Below are 15968 nucleotides of genomic sequence, written 5' to 3' on the forward strand. Positions count from 1 at the left end.
TTATGGCCCAGCCCGATGAGCGGATTAAGAAGATACGACGCAATAACTGGATTGTGTTGGCAGTGCTCACGATTTTTGTTGTGGCGGTGTTTTTCTTGAGCTTCTCGCATATTGGTCGAGAGGCAAGGCCTGAACCCAACGGAACCGTAACCTCCCCAGCCGTTGATGGGTAACGACGATCTTGCTTGAGGAGAATACAATGCGGACCAACATCCTGATTATAGGGGCGGGGCAAGCCGGGCTCGCTGCGGCATACGCCTTGAAGAGGCAGGGCCTGAGCTTCTTGATTGTTGATGCTGGCACAAAAATCGGCGACAGCTGGCGCAACAGATATGACAGCCTCACACTTTTTACACCTCGCTGCATCAGCGCGCTCTCGGGTATGCCCCTGGTTGGTGATGCAAATGGCTATGCTGGAAAGGATGAGTTTGCTGACTATCTGCGGCGGTATGCTTCCTTCCATAAAATTCCGGTCAGCAGTTCGAAGAAGGTCGTCCGACTTGAGAAGGCAGGCAGTCTCTTTGTGGCGTCAACGCAAGACGGCAATCGTCTCACAAGTCATATTGTCATCGTTGCCACGGGGGCATTTTCAACACCGCGAATTCCTGGATTGTCGAAATTGCTACCTGCTGACATTCAGCAGATGCACGTAACCGAGTTCCGCAATCCGGGCTCGGTGGCGGAAGGCCCTGTTCTTGTAGTCGGAGATGGCGCGAGTGGCAGGGACGTGGCAATCGCGATGGCTGGGTTTCAAAAGGTGCTGCTTGCACGCGGGCGAAAGCGCAGACTTTTACCGGAGAAGGTCCTCGGACGCAGTTTGTGGGTATGGCTGGGGCAGCTCGGCCTTCTCCAGGCATCCGCGCAGGGGATCATCGGACGAAGGATGAGGCGTGAGGATCCATTCCCTGTTCGCGGCAATGACGATGCTTCACTCAGGCGGTCGGGGGTAATCCTGAAGCCGAGACTGGCTGCGATCCATGATCGCAGGGTAAGTTTCGCCGACGGATCGAGCGAGAACATCAGATCCATAGTTTGGGCGACAGGCTATGCCGATGAGCTCCCTTGGATTGAAGTCGAAGGTGCGGTGGATGCTCGGGCTGCCCCAATTCACTCCAACGGGATTTCGCCTGTTGACGGTCTCTACTATGTAGGACGTCCATGGCAGCGGAACCGTGCCTCTGGCCTGATCGCGGGTGTGGCTGACGATGCGGCCTTCATCGTTGAGCATATCCGTCAACGGTGCCTGCGAAGCCTCTAGTCTCAGGTTTCTACAACATTATGACCGATGACCTGCAGGCCGTCTTCGCAACCGTCCTCTGGCGTTTCGATCTCCAGAGTGCTGTGGTCGATACCGTGCCTGTCCCGCAGGATTTTTCGCACTGCGGCTTTCACTTCAGCAGCACTGCGCAGAGATAAATCCGTCACAACGAGATGCGCTTGCAATGCCTTGTGATCTTCATCGATCCGCCACACATGGACATGGTGCACCTCCTGGACGCCTTCGACGGAACGCATGTCTGAAACAAGTTCGTTCACATTTACGTCCTCAGGCGCCGCCATCATCAGGATCCGGATCGATCCTCCGATCTCAGCGAAGGCCTGCCAGAGTATGTAGCCTGCGATCATGAGGGTGACCGCTGGGTCAATCCATGTCCAGCCGTATATCAGCACAAGCGTGCCGGCGATGATAACACCCACCGATCCAAGGGCGTCCGACACATTGTGCAAGAAAGCGGCCCGGATATTCATGCTGGTTTTTGAAAGGGTGTAGGTGAGCATGGCTGTGGTCAAATCGATGACGAGCGCGATGCCTGCGACGATCACGACCGTCCACCCTTCGATCGGCGCAGGTGTGATGAACCGCATGACCGCTTCATACACGAGATAGAGACCAATGACGATCAAAGTCGTGTAGTTGATCAGCGATGCGACGATTTCGGCGCGAACATAGCCGAACGTCATCTTTTCGTCAGAAGGACGGCGCGCGATCCGACGTGCACCATACGCAATCACAAGTGATGCAGCGTCACTGAAGTTGTGGAGCGCATCCGCGATCAGGGAAAGACTGCCGGAGAAGATGCCGCCGACAATCTGCGCAAAAGTAAGGAGCACGTTGACGAGAATTGCTCCCCCTATACGCTTGTCTCCTGCATCTGCTTCATGATCGTGGTGATGTCCGCTCATGAATTCCGGTCCGGTCTCCGAAGTCAGGATCCTGCCTTGCTGGCATCGATTTCAGCTTTCAGCATAGTGAAAAGACCTTGCGGGCTGAACTCTGTGAGAGGCTTTTCGTTCACGAAAAATGTCGGGGTCTGTTTCACATTGTTGGCCTGAACATCGGCCATATCCTGGGCGAGAATATTGTCGATCGCTGGGGAGGCCGCATCCTTCTTTCCCTGCTCGACATCAAGTCCGGCCATCGCCGCGATCTGCCATGCCTTTTCTAGATCTGGTTTGCCATGATCGGCCCAGACAGGCTGCTGTTCCAGTATCGCTTCTAGGACCGGTTCAAACAGGTTTTGTTTGCGCGCGGCCTCCAATATGCGCACTGCATCATCGGAACCTTCGTGGAATACGGTGTATCGCAGGACAAGTCGCACGTCATTTCCGGTCTGCGTCATCATCTGCTTCACGAGCGGATAAAAGGCCCGGCATGCCTCACAAGACGGATCAAAAAATTCGACAATTGTCACAGGCGCCGAAACCGGCCCCATGACCGGCGAGTGCATTCTGACGAGGGTATTGTTCCCCGGCATTGTAGAGGGCGCTGGCTCCGCGTCTGGCGTAAGCCCATCATAGAGGGCCGCGCCTCCTGCGAAAACGGCAATCGCGGCCGAAGCCGAAGCGATAACGAAAGTGCGTCTGTTCATGCTGGTGTTCTCCGGCGCACGATTAGAAGTAGGACGATGATGACAGTAAATGCACCAAGCGACAGGAGCGGAATGGGCAGGGTTCCAAAGAGGAGCATACCCGCGCCCGAGCAGGATGGCCCCTGGCCGCAAGGCTTGATGGCCGTGGGGATGATGTTGAAATAAAGAAGGTTGTGAAATGCCGCGATCGACCATCCCGCCGCTGCCAGCGGAACGGCATAGATCCAGGCACGGGCATCAGAGCGGAAAGCGGCGACTGCGAGCAGCACTGCCAGTGGAAACATGAAGGCTCGTTGGTGCCAACAGAGATCGCATGGCGCTTGCCCCATGACCTCACCGATAAACAGTGCGCCCAACGTCGAACCCATGGCAATTATCCACGCGCTGAAGATCGCAAGCCATGCGCCGTCGTTAGTTTTCACCACTTATCTGCCATTCCTGTCGCTCATTGATGCTCGTCAGTATGAAACCTCTAGTAGCTTGAGGGTCAAGGGCGCTTTCTGTGCGACCGAAATTTCCGCTTCTGTCTGATGTGGATGACAGCGAAACGACTGAGGAGAATTTCGATTTTCTCCGCCATTAGCCTTGAACCTCAAGCTACTAGAGGGATTAGGAGTACTCCAAAGGGCTCTTCAGGGTGAATGTCGGCAGGGAATTAGATGAAAGCTCTCAGAGCGTTTCGAGTTGTGGCGTGGTGTGTGGTTGCGATCTTCACATTGCTACTGATTATAGGTTATTTGCTGCAGTCGGGTGGCGGCAAACGTGTTGGTGAGCCGGACGCGTCCTCTACCCCTTCGATCGGTCGCCCATTTGAGTTGGTTTCGCACCGGGGCCAAGTGATCGATAACGCTGTCCTCAAGGGAAAGCCGTATTTGGCGTTCTTTGGCTTTACCCACTGCCCTGACATCTGCCCCACAACGCTGTTCGAGCTGAGTGACCTGATGAATGAACTCGGGCCCGCTGCGAGCGGTTTCAACGTTGTTTTCATCAGCGTTGACCCAGAGAGAGATACTCAGCAGTTGCTCAACGAGTACATGACATCCTTCGACCGTCGAATCCTTGCCCTTCGGGGAACGCCGGAGCAAACAGCGACGGCTGTCAAAGCTTTCTCCGCCTACGCACGCAAGGTTCCGACCGAAGATGGAAGCTACACAATGGACCATACGGCTGGCGTATACATGATGGACGCCAATGGTAGCTTCAAAGGAACGCTCGACATGCATGAATCCCGCGAGGTTCGCATGAAGAAAATCCGAAATCTGATGACCGGCTCGTAAGCCAGAACTTCAACCGTCGAGAGGAAATACATTGCAGTCTGGCAAATTGACACGACGAGGCTTCGTTATCGGGGGGGCTGGGGCAGCGGCGGCTGTATTGACTGGCTGCTCGGCAACGACCGCAGAGACGACACAGTCTGAAATCGTACCCATATCCCATCCAGTTCTGGAAACCACCTATGGACCGATACTGAACGAACAGTTCCCGCTGCCTGCTATACCCTACCAGAAGATCGCCAAGCGCTATTACCGGCAGATGGTGAGTGATCCGACTGGAGAGCGGCCAGGCACATTGGTCGTGGATACGGCCAACTATTTTCTCTACCTGACTTACGAGGGCGGACAGGCGATGCGATACGGGGTCGGTCTCGGCCGGCAGGGGTTCGAATGGTCGGGCAAGGGGGTCATTCAGTACAAACGTCAGTGGCCGCGCTGGACGCCACCTGACGAGATGGTCGTTCGACAGCCGGAACTTGCGCCCTACAGCATTGCCAATGGCGGTATGCCACCTGGCCTCAAGAATCCATTGGGCGCGCGTGCGCTTTACATTTTCCAGAATGGCGAAGACACGCTTTACCGCATCCATGGATCGCCAGAATGGTGGACGATCGGCAAGTCGGTATCCTCAGGGTGTGTCCGGATGATCAATCAGGACGTGGTCGACTTGTATGGTCGAGTGCCAGGCAAAACCCCCATCGTCGTTACCAGCCTGCCTCGCTTCTCTGAGGCATAGGCGGAGAAAACCGTGAAGTCCCCACCGACAGTTCAGCGGCCTGAAGTCGTGAGGCCAGGCATGCGAGGCCTGTGCCCTGTAGGAGCTGACTCCGATTATCCGCATTCCCCTGGCGCTGTCATGTAGAGGCTGTCGGAAAACACCGGAAGCCTCAGCTCGTGCCCGGGCTATGCCAAACTGAACCAGATGTCCGATGGTCGTGCACTCACCAGGCAGGCCATGCGACGGAAAACATCCGATAGATCGTGTAGATCGTACACAAAAGAGTTTCTGTTTGTGCCTGCGATTTGATTTGGTGAAGCGATATGGACGGTTTGTCTGATCTAGTACGAGAATACGGGACATGGATGTACATCCTGCTTTTCGCATACTGCATGCTGAAAAGCGGTAGTCTCCCGTTGTTCGCGGGCTATGCGGCTCAAACACAAGCTTTGGACTTGTCCCTTGTTTTAGCGGTGACCTTTGCCGGCGGCTATCTCGGGGACGAAGCACGGTTCTTTATCGCGAGACGATACGGGGATGCGTGGTTAACGAGGTGGCCTTTTGCCGAAAAGGCCTATGCGGCCGCGAAAATCCTAGTTGCAAAGTACGGCTGGGCCTACATCTTTCTTTACAGATATCCCAAGGGTATGCGGACCATCGGCGCGCTTCCGGTTGGTCTCGGATCAATGTCATGGGCAAAGTTTACAGTTCTGAATGCAGGATCAGCAATAATTTGGACCGTCTGCCTGGTTTCAACGGGCTTTGTTTTCGGCGCACAGATAGAGGAGGCGGTGGAAACCGGCTGGGGCTTTGCAAGTATTGTCTTACTTGCCGCAATGCTCCTCCTGTCGGTCTTCGCATGGTGGCGTATAAATCGGATAACTGTCCGGATCCCGAAAATTGGAGAATGGAGTGCTCCCCGTTTCACCGGACAGGTCGGCTAGATTGATTTTGCCCTGATGAACTGCCGAGGGGAAGCCATCTTGAGCGCTGAATGTGGATGGATTTCGTTGTAGTCTTCGATCCATCCGTCGATGAGCCGGAGCGCCGTTTCGGCGTCCGGTAGTGCAGAGATGCGGATGTAATCCCGCTTCAGGGTTTTGACGAATGCCTCGGACATTCCGTTCGACTGCGGGCTGGCCACCGGCGTGAAGCAGGGCGTCAGATTGAGCGCCTGGGCAAACAGCCTCGTGTCCCGTGCTGTATAAGCCGAACCGTTGTCCGAGAGATGCTCGATAGCATGCGGGGCTCGGGTTGCATGGAAGCGTTTCTCGACCGCCTCCAGCATCATGTCGCGGACATCCGAGCCGGATATTCCGGCATTGGCGACCGCTGTCCAGGCGATGATCTCGCGGTCGAAGGCGTCAATGATGAAAGCGAGGCGAACGACCTCCCCATCCCAGCAGGTGAACTCCAGACCATCGGAGCACCAGCGCAGGTTGGAGCGCATGACCATGACCTTGCCGTCGTGGAGGCGGCCCTTGCGAACGGCCGTATGCTTCTCCAGCAGCATGGCGTGGTTGCCCATGATGCGATGGACCCGTTTGGCGTTGACGACAGGCTTATCGGCGGCTCGCCTTTCGCGATTGAGGAGCGCGGCGATCCGCCGATAGCCATAGGTTGGCCTTTGATCCACCAGCCTGCGGATGGCGGGCAGAAGCTCTGCATCCCCGACCTTATGGTATGCTCCACGCGGCTTCGATCTACCTTTCAGCCGCTCGATGACGTTGGAACGGGAGACGCCCAGCGTGTCTGCGACGGTCTTCATCGGGAACCGTCCTTCGGCAACAAGATCGGCCGCGATATCCGTTTTTTTGAGTCCGCTTTGGAAAGGGCTTCGCGGAGGATTTCGACCTCCATCGTCTTGCGGCCGAGCATGCGCTCCAACTCGCGGACGCGATCTTCCAGTTTCTTCACTTCCGAATTGCCGACTACCGGCTCGTCAGAATCCACGGCTGCAGCACCTCCCTCGCTCAAGAGCCTACGCCACCGATAAAGCAGATTGGGGGCAACGCCGTGACGGCGAGCGGTCGAAGATACCGTCTCGCCTGGTTCGAAACTCTGCTCAATGATCGTCAGCTTTTGCTCGGTTGTCCATCGCCTGCGGCGAACATCACCCGTCAGCAGTTCAACGTGTCGATACTCGTTAGACATAAGCCTATCCTCAAGCCTGTGCTTGAGCCTTTCTGCTTATGCCGACTGTCCGGTCGAAATGGGGGGCAGTTCAGAGAACAATCCAATTGAAGTCATCAGCAGTTTCATGCCTGTTTACTATGGAAAGGCAGAGGACAGCGCATGAATGTGATTAGGCATGGAATAAGGACCCCGCACATGGGGTGATCGGCGTCCAAACGGGACCCCCATTTGCAATGGGGTTACAACAGCCTCCGGTTTCATCGGAGGCTTTTTGTTCGGATGCTTATTGTGGAAACAATTCTGAAGATACGGCGGCTAGCCCATGTTCAGGGCAAGTCGATCAAGGCGATCTGCCGGGAGTTGGGCATATCGCGGAAAGTGGTGCGGAAGGTTTTGCGCACCGATGAGACGGAGTTCAAATACGAACGGACCCGTCAACCTCAGCCGAAGCTCGGCCCCTGGCGCGGTCAGCTCGATGGAATGCTCCTCGCCAATGAGGCCAAATCTTCTCGCGAACGGCTGACACTGATCCGGATATTCGAGGACTTGCGCGACCTCGGCTACGAGGGCGGTTACGACACAGTCCGGCGTTACGCCCGAACATGGGCGAAGGAGCGCGGGTCCGTGACGGCGCAAGCCTATGTGCCGCTCTATTACGCGCCGGGCGAGGCCTACCAGTTCGACTGGAGCCACGAGATTGTCGTGCTGAACGGCGTGACGACGACGGTGAAGGTTGCGCATATCCGGCTCTGCCACAGCCGGATGATGTATGTGAGAGCCTATCCGCGCGAGACGCAAGAGATGGTCTTCGACGCCCATGACAGGGCGTTCGCTTTCTTCGGCGGGGCCTGCACGCGCGGCATCTATGATAATATGAAGACCGCGGTGGAGACGGTCTTCGTCGGCAAGGAACGGCAATACAATCGCCGCTTCCTACAGATGTGCAGCCATTACCTGATCGAACCGGTGGCCTGCACGCCGGCGTCGGGGTGGGAGAAAGGCCAGGTCGAGAACCAGGTCAATCTGGTGCGCGAACGCTTCTTCACGCCGCGACTGCGCTTCAAATCCTACGATGAACTGAATGGCTGGTTGCTGGACAAGTGCATCAGTTACGCCCGCGCTCATAAGCACGTCGATCAGACGGAGCGCACGATCTGGGAGGTGTTCGATGCGGAGCGGCCGCACCTGGTCGGCTATCCCGGCAAATTCGACGGCTTCCACGCTGTGCAGGCCTCGATCGGCAAGACCTGCCTCGTGCGTTTCGACAACAACAAATACTCGGTACTGTCTACGGCAGTCGGCCGCCCTGCCGAGATACATGCCTATGCAGATCGCATCGTCATCCGGCAGGATGGCGTGGAAATCGGCCAACACGATCGCTGCTTCGGCCGTGGCGAGACGATCTATAATCCCTGGCATTACGTGCCGGTCCTGACCCGCAAACCGGGAGCACTGCGCAACGGTGCGCCGTTCCACGACTGGGTTTTGCCCGCCGCCATGGAGAAGGTGCGCCGCCGGCTGAAGGCAATGCATGACGGCGACCGGCAGATGGTGTCGATCCTCGAATGCGTGGGCCTGGACGGGCTCCCCGCCGTCGAAGCGGCCTGCCAGGAGGCGATCGATCAGGGCGTGTTCTCGGCCGCCGTCATCATCAACATTCTGGCCCGCAAGCGTGATCCGCAGCCGGCCGCCATCCTTTCCATCCCCGATGCGCTTCGCCTGACCCATGAGCCTCTGGCCGACTGCGCCCGTTACGACAGCCTGAGGAGGGCAAGCTGATATGGAACGATCCCAAATCCTCGACATGATGGGCACGCTGAAGCTGTTCGGCATGCGTAGCGCCTATGACGAGATCATGGCCTCCGGCATCAAGCGACAGCACGAACCGCCGCGCATCGTCGGTGACCTGCTTCAGTCGGAGATCGCCGAGAAGCAAGCGCGCTCCATCAAATACCAAATCACCGTCGCCAAACTGCCGCTGGCCAAGGACATCGACGACTTCGACTTCACCGACACGCCGGTCAACGAAGGCCTGGTGCGCCAACTCGCAACCGGGGCCTTCCTCGCCGAGCAGCACAATATCGTTCTGGTCGGCGGAACCGGCACGGGAAAGTCTCACCTGTCCATCGCCCTTGCTCGTGCTCTGATCCGCAATGGCGCACGCGGCCGCTTCTTCAACGTCGTCGACCTCGTCAATCGGCTCGAGACGGAGGCACGTAGCGGCAAACAGGGACGGCTGGCCGACTTCATCACCAGGCTCGACTTCGTCATCATGGACGAACTGGGCTATCTCCCATTTGCCCAGGCGGGCGGCCAGCTCCTCTTCCACCTCATCAGCAGGCTCTACGAGCGGACGTCCATCATCGTCACGACGAACCTGGCCTTCGGCGAGTGGCCGGCCGTATTCGGCGACGCCAAGATGACCGCCGCTCTGCTCGACAGGCTCACCCACCATTGCGAGATCGTGGAAACCGGGAACGAATCCTGGCGCTTTAAAAACCGCTCTCAAAGCTCACATGAGGATTTCGTCGTCAAGATCAATCATCGTTTCATAGCGTGCCCCTTCGATTTCGTATCGAACCCATGGTCTGAGCCACCTTGCTTGACGCGGCACGTTTCCTTCACCGGTTCAAACTCACATACGGTCGCCGTTTTGTCCGGCAGCACCATTATCCCGCTTGCGTAGCGGCAAGGCTCAGGAGAACGGGACCAATCTAAAGCGCGGCATTTGAAGCCCGACTTCGAGGCGGTTCGCTCACCTGGATCCGCCAGGAGTGATCAGTCCTGGAAGATTGTGTGTTCGGCAATTTTTTGGTTGTCAGGCGGTCTTCATGACAGCCCCCTCGATGAGAACACCCGCAGTGACAAATTTCCACAGTGCGATAAGGAGTTTGCGCGCCAAGGCAACTATCGCGGCTTTCTTTAAGCGTCCACCATTCGACTGAACCCGATCCACAAACCAACGGCTGAGCGCTGATGCTGGCTGATTGCGTAGCCACAGCCACGATAGTTGGATCATCGTAGTGCGCAGCCGAGGGTTCCCTGCCTTTGAGACACCCTGCTCGTGGTCGATGGTCCCGCTCATCCATGGGGTTGGTGTCAAACCGGCATAGGCGGCAATCTGCCGCCTATTATCAAAATGCCGGGACAGGGCTTCGGTCCAAAGAACGGCGGCAAATTCAGCGCCAACACCCTTCAAGGACAGCAGCATCGCTGCGGGCGAGGTTGCCTCAACCGCTGGCTGGTCCTCCATCGATAGAAGAGAATTACGCTCGCTCTCCACTGCAGCGATCTGCTCTAGCAGCAACTCGAGACGGTCGAGTTCCCGATTGATTTGAGCCTTCAAGTGTTTCGGTAACTCACGCCCATCTCCAGTCTGAAGCTCCTCCAGCCGCTGACGGCGATCTTTACGGAGCGGCTGATAGCCGCTGACGCCTTGAGTAAAGAGTAGCCCCTTCACGCGATTGACATGCCTGACCCGCTCAGCAATCAAAACTTTGCGTTCCCGGCAAATCCGACGCCGATCTTCGTCACTCGGATCTGGCGCTCTGACCATCGCACATACGCGTGGCTCGCCGCGCTTGAACGCGAGCAATGTGCGCGTCAGAGCCTCTCCATCGATCTTGTCGGTCTTAGCACGCCGACGTCGACGGGAAGTCGCGATCGAAGCTGCGTCGACGACGTAACTCTCGATGCCGTGAGCCTCCAGCACGCGGTGTATCCAGAAGCCGTCCAATCCTGCCTCCTGGATCGTTACGATGGGAAATAATTTCCCTGTTCTCAATCGCGCCTTCTGCTGTAGCTGCTCAAATCGTTCCAGCAACTCGGCTACATTGCCACCGGCCACTACATGCTTCGACATCTTCTCGCCGCTGCCTGGCGACAACGAAGTGATCAACCAGGTCGATCGGCTCAGTTCCAATGACACAAAAATTGCGCCAAGATCGATGCGGACAGCGGTCGGTTGAATGGATGCAGGTTCCATAAACTGCTCCTCCTGAGCGAGTGTTTAGATGCAACCTCACTCTGCCAGAGCGGCGGCCGCTGTTCACTCCTCATGGGATCTAAAGCCGAAAAGACAAACAACCCGCGCCCGCAGGCCCTTGCGCTAAATGGAGAGCCCCGGGCCTACGCGCGCTGACCCGATGCAACTAGAGGCAGGGGTCCCTTTTGGGAGCCGATAAGGGGTCCCGTTACGACGCCGATTGACAACCAGGGAGTTGTGACTTGACCGCGTTGGAGGTGCTGGTTCCCCTTTCTGTCGCGATGGGCGCAGTTGGCCTCGGCGTCTTCCTATGTGTAGCGGCTTGCCAACATAAGCGCCTCTGCTCGCAAACATCGGCATTTTCTGCTCGAATTATCTGACAATGGAGCGGGCGTCGTGCTCACGCTCTTTGCCAATGTGCTCGCAAACATCCGGGTCTGCTTGCAAACATCCGCCACGTGCTCAGATTAATTGCCAGCGACGGCATGGTCAAACCGGGACGCCTGCCTGTCGTAGTTGCTCGGTCAGCTGACGGGAATATTCGGGATCAAGGGTGCCCGCCAGGAAGGCGCGGATATCCGACGGCCGAGCATTGAGGTGCGTGACCAGAGCCGTCGCATCGTAACCATTTCGGGTCAACGTCGGTTCGAGATCGTCGATGGCGCGGGACAGGACCTGCTCGACGATTTCGGCGGTAACCGGCTTGGCGCCGAGGCGAAAGCCCTGCTCGAATGCGAGGGTGAGATGCATCTCGATCTGAAGCGGCGTGCGCAAACGTTCGGCGATGAGGTCGATGGCTTCTTCCTCGAGGAGTTCGCCAACCTTTACGCCTTCGGCCGCACAGGCGCCAAGCAGCCAGGCAACATAGTCGCGGCGCGCGGAGCCGATCCCCTCGTAGTCAAAAATGGTCGTGCGGTAGCCAATCTCCTCCATTTGCGGCCGGCGCAGATCATTGCGCAACCGGGGATGCCCGACAAGAAGTACGGAAAGGAGCACGCCGGCGTCGGCGACCACCTCCATCAGTCGCTTCAGGCCGGTTAAGGTCTTGTGGTGCAGGTCATGGGCCTCGTCGACCACGAGGACGATCGGCCGTTTGCCTTTTTTCATGATGTCGCGCAGGTCGCGCTCCCGGCGCTCGGCCTGCTTGGGGATCTTGACCTGCGCACGATCGCCGGGAGACAAGTCGTAGAACAGGGCTTCAATGAGCGATGGCAGCGAAGTGCGCCGCTTGTCGACCGCCAGCGATTTGGCGAGTGCGACCTTGCCGGCTTTGGTGAGTTCGGCCTCGATGCGGCGCAAAAGGTGGGTTTTCCCCGAACCGACCAGGCCGGAGACCACGACAAGCCGACCGGTCTGGACGGCCGCACACACCTCGCGGATGATCGTGCGCTGATGCTCGGTCTCAAAGTTGCCGGCCCCTTGGAAAGGCCGGTCGAGGCCGTAACTGGATTGAACGTCAGCGAGCATCATTCTTCCTTTCTTCGCGCCTGGAAGCGTTCGCGGATACGGGCCGCGATCATCTTTTTGTCGAGTGTTTCTCCAAGCAGTTCATTGATGAAGGCGCGGTCACCGGCATTCATCGCGCCGATCGGCCGGCCGAGCTGGTCGGCGATGGCCCCACGGGCTGCGAGGCCATTTGGATAAGCGGTCTCTATTGCGGGTTCCGGAAACGGTGTCCGCCGTACACTCAGCCCAGCCGTGGTCGGGGGCAGCGAAGGCAATGGACGATCCCCGCCGGTGACCGCGGCGCGGGGGAGCCCAAGTTGGTCTGCCAGGCGCACCACCTTGTCGAGCCGCTCTTCGAGCTTGCTCTTCTGGTATTTGCGATAGCGAAAGAGGGGAACCGCCCCGCGCGAAGGTTGGAATGGACCGAAGCGCTTGCCCTCATGCTCGACGAACAGTTCCTGATCGAACAGGCCCCAGAGCAAGGTCACCGTTTCGCCGGCAAGTTCGGGCTCGACCTCATAGGATGCGCCTTCGACCGATACGGTCGCGTCTCCAGCAACCGTCCGTCGTTCCGGTTCGCGCGCAAAGGCGCAGAACCGCTCCCAGGAGCACATCGCCCGCACCCCGTCAGGAGGAAGATGCCGCAGCCAATCCTCGATGCGTGCATGAGACTCTGTGCGATGGTCGCCGTTATTGTAGGTGACCAAGGCGCGCCTGAGCCAAAGGTTGGCTTCCTCTTCGTCCTTCGGCTTGTGGAAATGATAGAGGGTCTCGTGCACTTCCTTGATCGTGCGAAACGGCCGCTCGACCTTGCCTTTCGCTCGCGCCGGCGTGCGCCGCTCGCTGTCCGACGGGGGCATATGCGTGAGAACCCGGACACCAAGGCTACCCATGACGGACTGGAAAACGCGCGAGCGGCTCACCGGCCCGTTATCCATATGGATGGTCGTTGGAATCCCCTGAAGCGGCAGTTCCGGTTCAGGCTTGGCGGCGAAGGCATTGTAGAGAAAGCGCAAGGCGGACTCCGCGTCCTCGCCGTAGACGGAGCGGTATTCCTGATAGCTCGCGCCGGAGCGATCATCGACCACGGAGAACAGCATCAGCGTCGGCCGGCCGCGCCCTTCCTCGACCCAAAGCGGCGCTTCCACCTGCTTCAGGTCGGACGGGCTCATGTCGAAGTGCCAGAGTTCGTTGGAACGCCGCGCCTGGAATCGGACGGCAGCCACCGGGCGGGTGACGCGCGCATAATCCAGGCCGGAAACACGCAGCAGCCGATCGACCGTTGCGCGTTTCAAGATGCCGGGCGGTGCACGGACCAGGCCATCGGGCGTCACCACGCCGTCTTCCTCAAGCAGCTTGATGGCGCGCGCCGTGGAGATATGCCGCCCCTTCCGGTTCGCCGTTCTGATCTTCAGGGCCGCGATGATTTCGGCATAGGTTTCCATCTCCGGCTGCGGGGCGATCCGGGAGGTTCCGTGATCGGCGCGCCGTACGGATTTCGGGCGGTTCAACTCCCGCAGCGCCCGATACAGGGTCCAGATCGAGATGCCGTAGGCATCGGCGGCACGAGCAACAATCTCGGTACGGCCTGGATCACGGGGAGAAAGCAGCGACAATCGGCGTCGAAGATCGACAAGAGCCTCTCCGGGCGGCCGCTTTCTCCGCTCAGCCATGGACGTCCTCGGATTCCACTGTTTTGGGAGAGCCACCCTTCTTGCCGATATGACGATAGAGGGTTGCAACAGAAACCCCCATGCGCTGCGCAATATTGCGTACCGGTATGCTGCCTTCCTTCATCAGGGCGCGCGCCGCGGCAATATCGCCCGGGCGCATCGCGGGCGGGCGGCCACCCTTGCGGCCACGTTGCCGCGCCTCGACCAGTCCAGCCGTCGTGCGTTCGCGGATCAGAGCACGTTCGAACTGGGCGATCGCACCGAAGACATGGAAGGTCAGCATGCCGCCCGGCGTCGTCGTATCAATGCTCTCGGTCAAGGACACGAGCCCGATCTTCGCGCGCTCCAACTCTTCCGCCGTCGCGATGAGCTTCTTTAGCGATCGCGCCAACCGATCGAGTTTCCAGACAACGAGCGTGTCACCAGTGCGAAGCACGTCGGAGAGAATTCGGCCCAATTCCGGGCGGTCATCGCGAGCGCCTGACCCGCGCTCGGTAAACACCTTCTCGCAACCGGCGCGTCTCAGCGCCTCAAGCTGAAGCTCCGGATTTTGATCGATCGTGCTGACCCTGGCGTACCCGACCCGCATAGCCATCCAAATGTTCTTGAAAGTCGTTGGACACATAGCATTTTGCGACAACCGTTTCTATAACAGTTTTGAGAAGATTCCATCGCGCCATTCAAGGGGCGTGACGGCATGCGCTATGGCATGCTCAAAAACCCTCGTTTATGACAAACGATCCATGGAAACCAACTATGTGTCTGACGGCCGAATATTCGCGACATGGAGCAGGGAACCTTACGCATCGAAAATCGGGCGGTCCCCGATCTTGTCCCCTTGTATGGGATACTCCGGGAATTGAGGCGGCGATACCAAAGGATGCGGTCGGCCAGGCCGTTACCATGTTCGAGCCGCAGGAATGCGCCAACTACTTCAAATCTTGCGGATATGACCCCGAGTAATGTGGACGTGCTCTAGGTCACCCAGAGGGGCGCTCGCATCGAGTATAACCTTAAGCGCGATTGCTTCCGGTGAACCATCCTCCATATGTACGGGATGTACAGCCCACACAGACTTTTCGAGAACCACATTCTCAACAGAAACCTCATAAAGCCTACCCGACGCGAGCTCATCGAGGACAGTGCTCCTCATCACGATCGAAATGCCGAGACCAGCTCGAACTGCATGCTTCACAGCCTCAGTGCTCCCGACATTGAATGAGATTGGGAATTGCTCTGCCGCTTGGCCGAAGGCCTCGCGGAGCACGGATCCGGTACCGGTTCCACGTTCTCCGCCAATGAGGGACTCTTGAAATAACTCTGCCGCTTCAATTGTTTTTCGCGTCCTCCAATTATGCTGTGGGGATACGATTATTACCAGCTTTTCCTTCCGCCAAAGGCGGGCTTGATATCCTTTTCGATCGTCCCACCATTCGGTAAAGGCTAGATCAATCTCCTTCCTCAAGAGCTTTTCGATGATTTCAGGATTTGAGGCAACGGCCACCTCAGGTGGCCGGCCTTGAGCATCCTGTAAACGCTTCAAGTGGACTGGCAAAATATAGGTACCGATGTTAGTACTGGCACCCAACGTAATCCGGCCGCTGTGCAGGCGGTCCAGAGATCTCTTCGTGACGGTCAAAAGGCTGCGTGCGAATGGCAAGAATACGAGCCCTTGCCGAGTCGGCACACACTTGTCCTTCCTCCTCTCGACCAGCCGCACCCCTAGTATATCCTCCAATCGTTTCACATTATGTGAGACAGTCGGTTGGGATATCTGAAGCCGTCGCGACGCCTCGTGAAAGCTGCCAGTTTCGATTACCTCTATGAATGCTGCGACATGCGAAAGGCTAAACATTACTTTCTCTA

General features: G+C 57.8%; 15 protein-coding genes and 1 pseudogene. 7 read left to right on the top strand and 9 right to left on the bottom strand.

The window, feature by feature from the left end; translation table 11 throughout:
- Positions 1-2 precede the first annotated feature (2 nt).
- Both JZY08_RS26600 and JZY08_RS26605 read left to right on the top strand, forming a co-directional pair.
- A complete protein-coding gene (locus tag JZY08_RS26600; RefSeq protein ID WP_157951666.1) occupies positions 3-173 on the top strand; it encodes a hypothetical protein in 171 nt (56 codons plus the stop codon).
- A 26-nt stretch (positions 174-199) separates the two neighbouring features.
- Positions 200-1258 (top strand): NAD(P)/FAD-dependent oxidoreductase, encoded by a 1059-nt coding sequence (locus JZY08_RS26605; protein ID WP_107341866.1) that lies wholly within the window; start codon positions 200-202, stop codon positions 1256-1258.
- 2 nt (positions 1259-1260) lie between these two features.
- Here JZY08_RS26605 and JZY08_RS26610 read toward each other — a convergent pair whose 3' ends face one another.
- The 3 genes from JZY08_RS26610 to JZY08_RS26620 are packed head-to-tail and all read right to left on the bottom strand — an operon-like array spanning position 1261 to position 3292.
- Complete coding sequence (locus JZY08_RS26610) at positions 1261-2184, bottom strand: cation diffusion facilitator family transporter (RefSeq protein ID WP_080823604.1); 924 nt, start codon at positions 2182-2184, stop codon at positions 1261-1263.
- Positions 2185-2207: 23 nt separating this feature from the next.
- A complete protein-coding gene (locus JZY08_RS26615) occupies positions 2208-2870 on the bottom strand; it encodes a thioredoxin domain-containing protein (RefSeq protein ID WP_080823606.1) in 663 nt (220 codons plus the stop codon).
- Positions 2867-3292 carry a disulfide bond formation protein B gene (locus tag JZY08_RS26620; protein WP_301183744.1) on the bottom strand — a complete coding sequence of 142 codons (426 nt, stop codon included), beginning with the start codon at positions 3290-3292 and terminating at the stop codon, positions 2867-2869. The genes JZY08_RS26615 and JZY08_RS26620 overlap by 4 nt, the downstream gene beginning before the upstream one ends.
- 237 nt (positions 3293-3529) lie before the next feature.
- Between JZY08_RS26620 and JZY08_RS26625 the strand changes: the two genes are divergently transcribed.
- The 3 genes from JZY08_RS26625 (at position 3530) to JZY08_RS26635 (ending at position 5806) form a co-directional block, all read left to right on the top strand.
- Positions 3530-4147 (top strand): SCO family protein, encoded by a 618-nt coding sequence (locus JZY08_RS26625; RefSeq protein ID WP_072495074.1) that lies wholly within the window; start codon positions 3530-3532, stop codon positions 4145-4147.
- Positions 4148-4178: 31 nt separating this feature from the next.
- A complete protein-coding gene (locus tag JZY08_RS26630) occupies positions 4179-4880 on the top strand; it encodes a L,D-transpeptidase (protein ID WP_083532141.1) in 702 nt (233 codons plus the stop codon).
- A gap of 347 nt (positions 4881-5227) precedes the next feature.
- On the top strand, positions 5228-5806 hold the full coding sequence (locus JZY08_RS26635) for a DedA family protein (RefSeq protein WP_246669769.1): 579 nt from the start codon (positions 5228-5230) through the stop codon (positions 5804-5806).
- On the opposite strand, the gene JZY08_RS26640 is transcribed toward JZY08_RS26635, so the two are convergent.
- Positions 5803-7016, bottom strand: a protein-coding gene (locus JZY08_RS26640; protein ID WP_149149104.1) for an IS3 family transposase whose coding sequence is annotated in 2 segments (ribosomal slippage) — positions 5803-6680 and positions 6680-7016 — 1215 coding nt in all. Because the reading frame shifts where the segments join, the coding sequence is not laid out codon by codon here. The genes JZY08_RS26635 and JZY08_RS26640 overlap by 4 nt on opposite strands.
- Before the next feature lie 261 nt (positions 7017-7277).
- Here JZY08_RS26640 and istA point away from each other — a divergent pair.
- A pseudogene (gene istA, locus JZY08_RS26645) lies at positions 7278-8837 on the top strand (IS21 family transposase).
- A complete protein-coding gene (gene istB, locus JZY08_RS26650) occupies positions 8779-9684 on the top strand; it encodes an IS21-like element helper ATPase IstB (protein WP_246669768.1) in 906 nt (301 codons plus the stop codon). The pseudogene istA and the gene istB overlap by 59 nt, the downstream one beginning before the upstream one ends.
- 132 nt (positions 9685-9816) lie before the next feature.
- Here istB and JZY08_RS26655 read toward each other — a convergent pair whose 3' ends face one another.
- From JZY08_RS26655 to JZY08_RS26675, 5 genes are all read right to left on the bottom strand, one after another.
- Complete coding sequence (locus JZY08_RS26655; RefSeq protein WP_072495381.1) at positions 9817-10983, bottom strand: IS110 family transposase; 1167 nt, start codon at positions 10981-10983, stop codon at positions 9817-9819.
- 489 nt (positions 10984-11472) lie between these two features.
- Positions 11473-12450 carry an ExeA family protein gene (locus tag JZY08_RS26660; protein ID WP_024710159.1) on the bottom strand — a complete coding sequence of 326 codons (978 nt, stop codon included), beginning with the start codon at positions 12448-12450 and terminating at the stop codon, positions 11473-11475.
- Positions 12450-14102, bottom strand: a complete 1653-nt coding sequence (locus JZY08_RS26665) for an IS481 family transposase (protein WP_003501095.1) — start codon at positions 14100-14102, stop codon at positions 12450-12452. Before JZY08_RS26665 ends, JZY08_RS26660 begins: the two co-directional genes overlap by 1 nt.
- On the bottom strand, positions 14095-14691 hold the full coding sequence (locus tag JZY08_RS26670) for a recombinase family protein (protein ID WP_024710158.1): 597 nt from the start codon (positions 14689-14691) through the stop codon (positions 14095-14097). Before JZY08_RS26670 ends, JZY08_RS26665 begins: the two co-directional genes overlap by 8 nt.
- 345 nt (positions 14692-15036) lie before the next feature.
- Positions 15037-15957, bottom strand: coding sequence for a LysR family transcriptional regulator (locus tag JZY08_RS26675; protein ID WP_003501100.1), 921 nt, complete (start codon positions 15955-15957; stop codon positions 15037-15039).
- Positions 15958-15968 lie beyond the last annotated feature (11 nt).

This window comes from Rhizobium sp. X9, from assembly GCF_018873185.1.
Taxonomy (GTDB): domain Bacteria; phylum Pseudomonadota; class Alphaproteobacteria; order Rhizobiales; family Rhizobiaceae; genus Agrobacterium; species Agrobacterium oryzihabitans.

Coding starts and splice junctions, on each gene's coding strand:
- JZY08_RS26675 (WP_003501100.1), bottom strand. CDS start 15,957: ATGTTTAGCCTTTCGCATGTCGCAGCATTCATAGAGGTAATCGAAACT.
- JZY08_RS26610 (WP_080823604.1), bottom strand. CDS start 2,184: ATGAGCGGACATCACCACGATCATGAAGCAGATGCAGGAGACAAGCGT.
- istB (WP_246669768.1), top strand. CDS start 8,779: ATGGAACGATCCCAAATCCTCGACATGATGGGCACGCTGAAGCTGTTC.
- JZY08_RS26655 (WP_072495381.1), bottom strand. CDS start 10,983: ATGGAACCTGCATCCATTCAACCGACCGCTGTCCGCATCGATCTTGGC.
- JZY08_RS26670 (WP_024710158.1), bottom strand. CDS start 14,691: ATGCGGGTCGGGTACGCCAGGGTCAGCACGATCGATCAAAATCCGGAG.
- JZY08_RS26600 (WP_157951666.1), top strand. CDS start 3: ATGGCCCAGCCCGATGAGCGGATTAAGAAGATACGACGCAATAACTGG.
- JZY08_RS26625 (WP_072495074.1), top strand. CDS start 3,530: ATGAAAGCTCTCAGAGCGTTTCGAGTTGTGGCGTGGTGTGTGGTTGCG.
- JZY08_RS26665 (WP_003501095.1), bottom strand. CDS start 14,102: ATGGCTGAGCGGAGAAAGCGGCCGCCCGGAGAGGCTCTTGTCGATCTT.
- JZY08_RS26635 (WP_246669769.1), top strand. CDS start 5,228: ATGTACATCCTGCTTTTCGCATACTGCATGCTGAAAAGCGGTAGTCTC.
- JZY08_RS26615 (WP_080823606.1), bottom strand. CDS start 2,870: ATGAACAGACGCACTTTCGTTATCGCTTCGGCTTCGGCCGCGATTGCC.
- JZY08_RS26605 (WP_107341866.1), top strand. CDS start 200: ATGCGGACCAACATCCTGATTATAGGGGCGGGGCAAGCCGGGCTCGCT.
- JZY08_RS26660 (WP_024710159.1), bottom strand. CDS start 12,450: ATGCTCGCTGACGTTCAATCCAGTTACGGCCTCGACCGGCCTTTCCAA.